The 5,638-nt window shown below is 52.6% G+C and carries 2 protein-coding genes; both read left to right on the forward strand.

What is annotated here, in order from left to right; all coding sequences use genetic code 11:
- Window positions 1–823: 823 nt before the first annotated feature.
- Window positions 824–3,481, forward strand: coding sequence for a pyruvate dehydrogenase (acetyl-transferring), homodimeric type (gene aceE, locus J7438_RS24385; protein ID WP_209200602.1), 2,658 nt, complete (start codon window positions 824–826; stop codon window positions 3,479–3,481).
- 28 nt (window positions 3,482–3,509) lie between these two features.
- A complete protein-coding gene (gene aceF, locus J7438_RS24390; RefSeq protein ID WP_209278655.1) occupies window positions 3,510–5,471 on the forward strand; it encodes a dihydrolipoyllysine-residue acetyltransferase in 1,962 nt (653 codons plus the stop codon).
- Window positions 5,472–5,638 lie beyond the last annotated feature (167 nt).

Below are 5,638 nucleotides of genomic sequence, written 5' to 3' on the forward strand. Positions count from 1 at the left end.
CGTTTGGGGATGACAACAATAGAGTACGACCTTGTCAGCCCGGTAAAGTTCCAGGCAACCGGTATCAGAGAAGCCTGACCTGTTTTGTCAGGCAGCCTGGCTGTGGGATGTGTTACTGGATAGCGCACCGCTGCAGCTATTCCAGATGAATACACGTCAACTGCCACAAACTGAAAACTGACGTATTCATAATTTCTGAAAACATAAGAGAGCCAGCAGCTTTCACTGCTAAGAAAAATCACGATCACCACCCTGAAAATTGAAACAAATGCACCTCGAAATCAAGGCCAAGAGAAAACTATGGCTATGTAGTTCAGGCATGAGATGGAAATCAGCAGGTGCAGAAGTTCTATTGGAGACAAGGTCTCTGATCCAGAGTAAAGGTCGTTGGGAACAACTTTGGTCAAACGTAATGTCAGGTAAGGTTTTAATTGACGAATGAGTCAGTTATCAAATTGATAGAGCACCCAGCTATTAAACGATACCCAAATTTCTGTTGGCAGACCCTGAGATAGTTCGGTTTTTAGCTAATAGAATCCAGGATTGATAGTTTGTGAGTAAAAGTGTTCGTTTTTGTTGTCTCTGTTGCGAAGTTTTTCTATAAAAATCAATACTTTTTGCAATAAAAATACATGTAAGTACTGGTACTCATTGCGGGAATTGCTTATCTTGTAGTTATATTACATTTGATCAGTATCAATTTTTTTTAAGCTTTGGCTGTTAGACGAAACTTGTTCGTATACTTGATGTTGCAAGTAATCAACCATTAACAATAACGATCACAAAGTTTGTTGTAGCAGTATCGATCCCGGAGCCGATTTGTATGCATGATATCGACCCAATAGAAACCAGGGAATGGCTGGAAGCACTGGATTCCGTCCTGGAGCAGGAAGGTGAAGACCGTGCTCATTTTCTGCTGACCCGGCTTTCCCAGCATGCTCGTGCCAAAGGTACGCAGCTGCCATACGCTATTACCACGCCGTATCGCAATACGATACCACCGGAAAAAGAAGCCCGTATGCCCGGCGACCTGTTTATGGAGCGTCGTATTCGCTCCCTGGTCCGCTGGAATGCGCTGGCTATGGTGATGCGGGCCAACAAGAAGGACAGCAGCCTGGGAGGACATATCTCTTCCTTCGCCTCCAGTGCCACTCTGTACGACATCGGGTATAACTACTTCTTCCACGGCCAGGGCAGCGATCGTGAAGGTGATCTGATTTATTACCAGGGCCACGTATCACCTGGTATCTACTCCCGGGCTTTTCTGGAAGGTCGTCTGGACGAGGGCCAGCTGGATAATTTCCGTCAGGAAGTGGATGGCAATGGTCTTTCCTCCTACCCTCACCCCAAGCTGATGCCTGACTTCTGGCAGTTCCCGACCGTATCCATGGGCCTCGGCCCTCTGCAGGCGATCTATCAGGCTCACTTCATGAAGTACCTGATTAACCGCGGCATGTCCCAGGATCAAAACCGTAAGGTCTGGGCATTCCTCGGGGATGGTGAGATGGATGAGCCGGAATCTCTCGGTGCCATTTCCCTGGCCGGTCGTGAGAAGCTGGATAACCTGATCTTCGTGGTCAACTGTAACCTGCAGCGGCTGGATGGCCCGGTGCGTGGTAACGGCAAGATCATTCAGGAGCTGGAAGGCATCTTCCGGGGGGCTGGCTGGAACGTTATCAAGGTCGTCTGGGGTCGTCATTGGGATCCGCTGCTGGCCCAGGACAAGCATGGCAAGCTGCAGGAAGTGATGGACAAGGCCGTTGACGGTGATTACCAGAACTGTAAGGCAAAAGGCGGTGCCTGGACCCGTGAGCACTTCTTTGGCCGTGACCCGGAAGCGCTGAAGCTGGTTGAACACCTGTCGGATGATGATATCTGGCGTTTGAACCGTGGTGGCCATGATCCCTACAAAGTCTTCGCTGCTTACCACGAGGCGGTTAACCATAACGGCCAGCCTACCGTCATTCTTGCCAAGACAGTTAAGGGCTACGGTACCGGTACCACCGGTGAAGCAGCCAACGTCAGCCACAACGTCAAGAAGCTGCCGGTTGATGACCTGAAGCACTTCCGTGACCGCTTTGACCTGCCGATCAAAGACGAAGACATTGAGACCCTGCCTTACTTCAAACCAGACGCTGACAGCCCGGAAATGAAGTACATGCGCAAGCGTCGTGAAAAGCTCGGTGGCTTTATTCCCCAACGCCGGGTAGAAACAGACGTTAAGCTGGAGATTCCCGGCCTTGAGGCTTTTGAAGCGGTGACCAAGGGCAGTGGTGAACGGGAAATCTCCACCACCATGGCTTACGTACGTATTCTGGGTGCGTTGGCCAAAGACAAGAGCCTGGGCAAGCACATTGTGCCGATCATTCCTGATGAAGCCCGTACCTTTGGTATGGAAGGTATGTTCCGCCAGCTGGGTATTTACTCTGCGGAAGGCCAGAACTATGAGCCGGTAGACTCCGACCAGGTGATGTTCTACAAAGAATCCAGACAGGGGCAGATTCTCGAAGCGGGTATTAACGAAGCGGGTGCCCACGCCGCCTGGATTGCTGCCGCAACCTCTTACAGCAGCAACAACGTGCCGATGATTCCGTTCTACGCGTTCTACTCCATGTTTGGTTTCCAGCGCACTGGTGATCTGGCATGGGCAGCGGGTGATATCCAGGCCCGTGGTTTCCTGATTGGTGCTACTGCGGGTCGTACCACGCTGAACGGTGAAGGTCTGCAACATCAGGACGGCCACAGCCACATTCTGGCATCCACGGTGCCGAACTGCATTAGCTATGACCCCACCTACGGCTATGAAATGGCGGTGATTATCCAGAACGGTCTGCAACGTATGTATGGCAACGGTGACAATGTCTGGTACTACATCACCGCCATGAATGAAAACTACCGTCAGCCAGCGCTGCCGGAAGGCCCTGAAGTGATCGAAGGCATCATCAAGGGGCTTTACAACCTGGAAGAAAACTCCCGTAACCAGGGGCTTAAGGTCCAGCTGATGGGTTGTGGCACTATCCTTGAAGAAGTCCGTGCGGCTGCCGGTATTCTGCGTGATGAGTTCAACGTTGAATCGGATGTCTGGAGCGCAACCAGCTTTAACGAGCTGGCCCGGGATGGTCAGAACGCCAGACGTTACAACATGCTGAACCCTGAAGCTGATAAGAAAGTCAGCTGGGTTGAGCAGCAGCTGTCTGGCCGTAAAGGTCCGGTTATCGCCGCGACTGACTATATGAGCCAGTACGCTAACCAGATCCGTGAGTTTGTGCCGACAACCTTTGTTTCGCTGGGTACGGATGGATTTGGTCGCTCTGACACCCGTGAACAGCTGCGTCGGTTCTTCGAGGTAGACCGTTACTTCATCGTGGTGGCTGCCCTGTATGCGCTGGTTCAGGATGGTGAGCTGGAAGCGTCCGTGGTCAGCGAGGCCATCAGGAAGTTTGATATTGACCCGTCCAGAGCTAACCCTCTGTATTGCTGAGTCCGGAACTGAAGAGAAGGTATGAGGAATGAGTGACGAAATCATCAAGGTTCCGGATATCGGCAGTGGTGAGGCAGAAGTCATCGAAATCTGCGTCCAGCCCGGTGATACGGTGTCGGCCGAAGACTCCCTGATTGTTCTGGAGTCTGACAAGGCAACCATGGAAGTCCCGGCTCCACGGGATGGCGTGGTGACAGAAGTGCTGCTGACTGTTGGTGACAATGTCAGCGAGGGTGCTCCGTTGGTAAAGATGGCTGCAGCAGCATCTGAGGTTGTCGAGCCTGCAGCGGACATTGCGCAGCCAGCAGCAGCCCCCGTGGCGGCAGCCCCGGTGGTTGAAGCGGCCGGTGGCTCCCGGACTGAGTCGGTGCATGTACCCGATATCGGTGCCGAAAATGTGCCGGTTATTGAGGTTTGTGTGAAGGTTGGGGACACCGTTGCCCTGGAAGACTCATTGATTGTTCTGGAGTCCGACAAAGCAACCATGGAAGTGCCTTCCCCGGTAGAAGGCGTGGTGACCGCCATTCACGTCAAGGAAGGTGATGCCCTGAATCAGGGTGACCTGGTGATTGACGTTGAAGTCAATGGTGGTGGTGTTGCCGCTGTAACGCCTTCGCCGGTTTCAGGCGCAGCTCCGGAGCCTGCCGCTGTAGTGCCAGTTGCACCCGCACCACAGTCCGGACCGCGCATGGAGAAAGTAACGGTACCGGATATTGGTGCTGAGAATGTTCCCGTGATTGAGGTCTGTGTCAGCGTTGGCGATCACATTGAAGAAGAGGCGTCACTGATCGTACTGGAATCTGACAAGGCAACCATGGAAGTGCCTTCACCGTTTGCCGGTGTCGTGAAAGCCATCATGGTCAAAGAGGGCGATACCCTTAGCCAGGGCGACCTGATTCTGGATATCGAAGTGTCTGGTGGTGCTGCAGCACCGGCTGTCAGCCAGCCAGCGCCTGCAGCCGCTGCACCTGCCACTGTGCCACCGCAGCAGGAGGCTCCGTCCCGCGCACCATCGGCACCACCTCCACATGCAGAAGCGCATCCTGTGGAACTTGAGCGTACCAACCGCAAATTCCATGCAGGTCCTGCGGTGCGCAAACTGGCCCGTGAATTTGGTGTTGATCTTGCCGAAGTGACCGGCAGTGGTCCCCGTCGTCGCATTTTGAAAGAAGACGTGCAGAAGTACGTCAAGATGCGCCTTAGTGAAAAAGCACTTTCAGGACAAGGGTCTGCTCAAGGTGTTTCTTCCGGGTTGGGTATTCCAGCCATGCCAGAGATCGACTTCAGCAAGTGGGGGGACATCGAGAAGGTTGCCCTGAATCGCCTGCGCAAAGTGGCGGCTCAGAACTTCCAGCGTTCCTGGCTGAACGTGCCACACGTAACCCAGTTTGATGAGTGTGACATCACTGAACTGGAAGCGTTCCGCAAGGCTCAGAAAGCCATGGCCGAGGCCCGTGGTACCAAACTGACACCTCTGCCGTTTATTCTGAAAGCTGTTGCTTATGTTTTGAAAGAGCTGCCACAGTTCTGTGCTTCCCTGAGCCCGGATGGTGAAACGCTGATCTATAAAAAGTACATCAATATTGGTGTCGCGGTTGATACGCCAGACGGTCTGCTGGTGCCGGTGATCAGGAACGTGGATCAGAAGAGCCTGTGGGAACTGTCGGCTGAATGTATCGAGCTGGCTGGTAAGGCTCGTGACAAGAAGCTGAAGCCTGATGAAATGCAGGGTGGCTGCTTTACCATCTCCAGCCTGGGTTCTATCGGTGGGACGGCATTTACTCCAATCGTCAATTCGCCGGAAGTAGCCATACTTGGTCTGTCCAGGGCTGCCATGAAGCCAGTGTGGAACGGCAAGGACTTCGATCCGAAGCTGATGCTACCTTTGTCACTGTCTTATGATCACAGAGCTATTAATGGTGCAGATGCGGCACGTTTCACGACAATGCTGGGTGAATTGTTGACCGATATTCGCAAGCTGCTTCTTTGAGACTTTTGTTAATAAATCCGGAGGTGATTAATCTCCGGACTTATTGATCTACACCTATTATAGGTAGCTACTGTCGTATGGTATTATCACCGCCTTCATAGATGAGGCAGTAATGAACAATATTGACGGTCGCAGGCTTTCAGACTCCCTTAGGGAAGAAATTCGAT

It is taken from the genome of Thalassotalea sp. G20_0, from assembly GCF_017744175.1.
Taxonomy (GTDB): domain Bacteria; phylum Pseudomonadota; class Gammaproteobacteria; order Pseudomonadales; family Endozoicomonadaceae; genus Endozoicomonas.

Coding starts and splice junctions, on each gene's coding strand:
- aceE (WP_209200602.1), top strand. CDS start 824: ATGCATGATATCGACCCAATAGAAACCAGGGAATGGCTGGAAGCACTG.
- aceF (WP_209278655.1), top strand. CDS start 3,510: ATGAGTGACGAAATCATCAAGGTTCCGGATATCGGCAGTGGTGAGGCA.